The following is a 550-nucleotide window of genomic DNA, read 5'->3' on the forward strand; positions in this document are numbered from 1 at the left end:
ACGAGCTCGCCGCCGGGCCCTGTGCCCGGGACCCGCGCACCGTGGCCCAGCGCCGGGCCGACGCCCTCCTCGCCGTCATGGCCGGGCACCGGCGGCTGCGGTGCACCTGCGGACACGACGCCTGCCTGCTCACCGGAGACAGCCTCGACCTGTCCCACCCGGCCCCGCCCCGCCCCCGGGCGGAGATCCACGTCATCGTCGCCGCCGAGACCCTGGCCGGGGCCGCCGACCTGCCCGGGATCCTGCGCCGGCTCGGGGTCATCGACCCCGACACCGTCCGCCGGCTGGCCGCGGACGCCACCTGGCGGGCCCTGCTCACCCTCGACGGCACCCCCGTCCACCTCGGACGGGCCCAACCCGCCGGCATGGTCATCAGCGGCCCAGCCGACGACACCAGCAGCTCAGCGATCCCGGCGGGGCTGCGCCGCACCGCGGCCACCGGCCCGGTGGTGTGCGTGGACCACCCGGACCCGGACACCGACCCGTCGGTGCTGCGCTACACCCCCTCACCCGCCCTGGCCGCGTTGGTGCGCGACCGGGACGGGCACTG

The 550-nt window shown here is 78.2% G+C and carries 1 protein-coding gene; it reads left to right on the forward strand.

The window, feature by feature from the left end; all coding sequences use genetic code 11:
* Positions 1-550, forward strand: a 550-nt coding sequence (locus ACYVOF_RS20160; RefSeq protein WP_460869730.1) for a DUF222 domain-containing protein, incomplete at both ends; no start/stop codon positions are given.

The organism is Rhodococcus aerolatus (assembly GCF_054783215.1).